Annotated in this window: 1 pseudogene; it reads left to right on the forward strand. The window is 61.1% G+C overall.

Features of this window, described 5'->3' with window-relative positions:
* Positions 1-810 (forward strand): annotated as a pseudogene (locus LH47_RS14750) (ISLre2-like element ISGsp3 family transposase); the annotation flags it as partial.

The raw sequence follows: 810 nt of genomic DNA on the forward strand, positions 1-810 counted from the left end.
GCACCACCCTGTTTCCCAACGGCACGGCCGAGTGCTGTTTGTGGAGGCGGATGGGCTGTTCATTTCCCGCCAGGGGAAAGGGAAACGGGCGAAAGAAGAGAAAATCCTGGCGGTTCACGAGGGATGGAAACGAAACGGTTCGCAGCTCGAGCTCGTGAACCGGCGCCACTACCTCCATGAAGGGGCGGGAGACGTGTGGGAACGGTTTGAAGAGTGGCTGATGAACGAATATGCCTATGACCCGTGCCGGGACCTTTTGCTCATCAACGGCGACGCGGCGTCGTGGATCACAGCCTGCCGGGAGTATTTTGGAAAGCGAGCCTGCTTTCAGCTGGATCGATTTCATGTGGCGCGGGAGCTGCGTCAGTGTCTGTCCGGCCATCCGCGTTGGCGGGAGGTGCGGAAGAAGCTGGCGAAACAAGACGAAGAGGGGCTTCTGGTGGAGCTGAACAGCGCGGTCGGCACGTTGGAGGACGAAGCGAAAGAGAAGCAGATGGCTGCCATGATCCGGCGGATCGAGTCGATGCCGGGATGCATCCGGGACTATCGGGAGTGGCTGTCGGAGCAAGGGGTGGAGACGACCGGCATGCGTCCGATGGGCCACGCCGAGAGCGTGATGAGCCGGTTTGCGCATCGGGTGAAATCCCGCCGCAGCTGGAAAGACCAAGGGCTTCGGGCGTTTCTGAGGGCGATGGCAGCCCGAATCGACGGGATTTGGCGGAGAAATGGGCAGTTGGTGGAGGAAGAAGAGACCCGAACGGCAGCCTCGGCCTCGACGAAGTCCAAGCGGGTTGAACAGGCCAAACGGAA

The sequence above is a fragment of the Anoxybacillus thermarum genome, assembly GCF_000836725.1.
GTDB classification, from domain to species: domain Bacteria; phylum Bacillota; class Bacilli; order Bacillales; family Anoxybacillaceae; genus Anoxybacillus; species Anoxybacillus thermarum.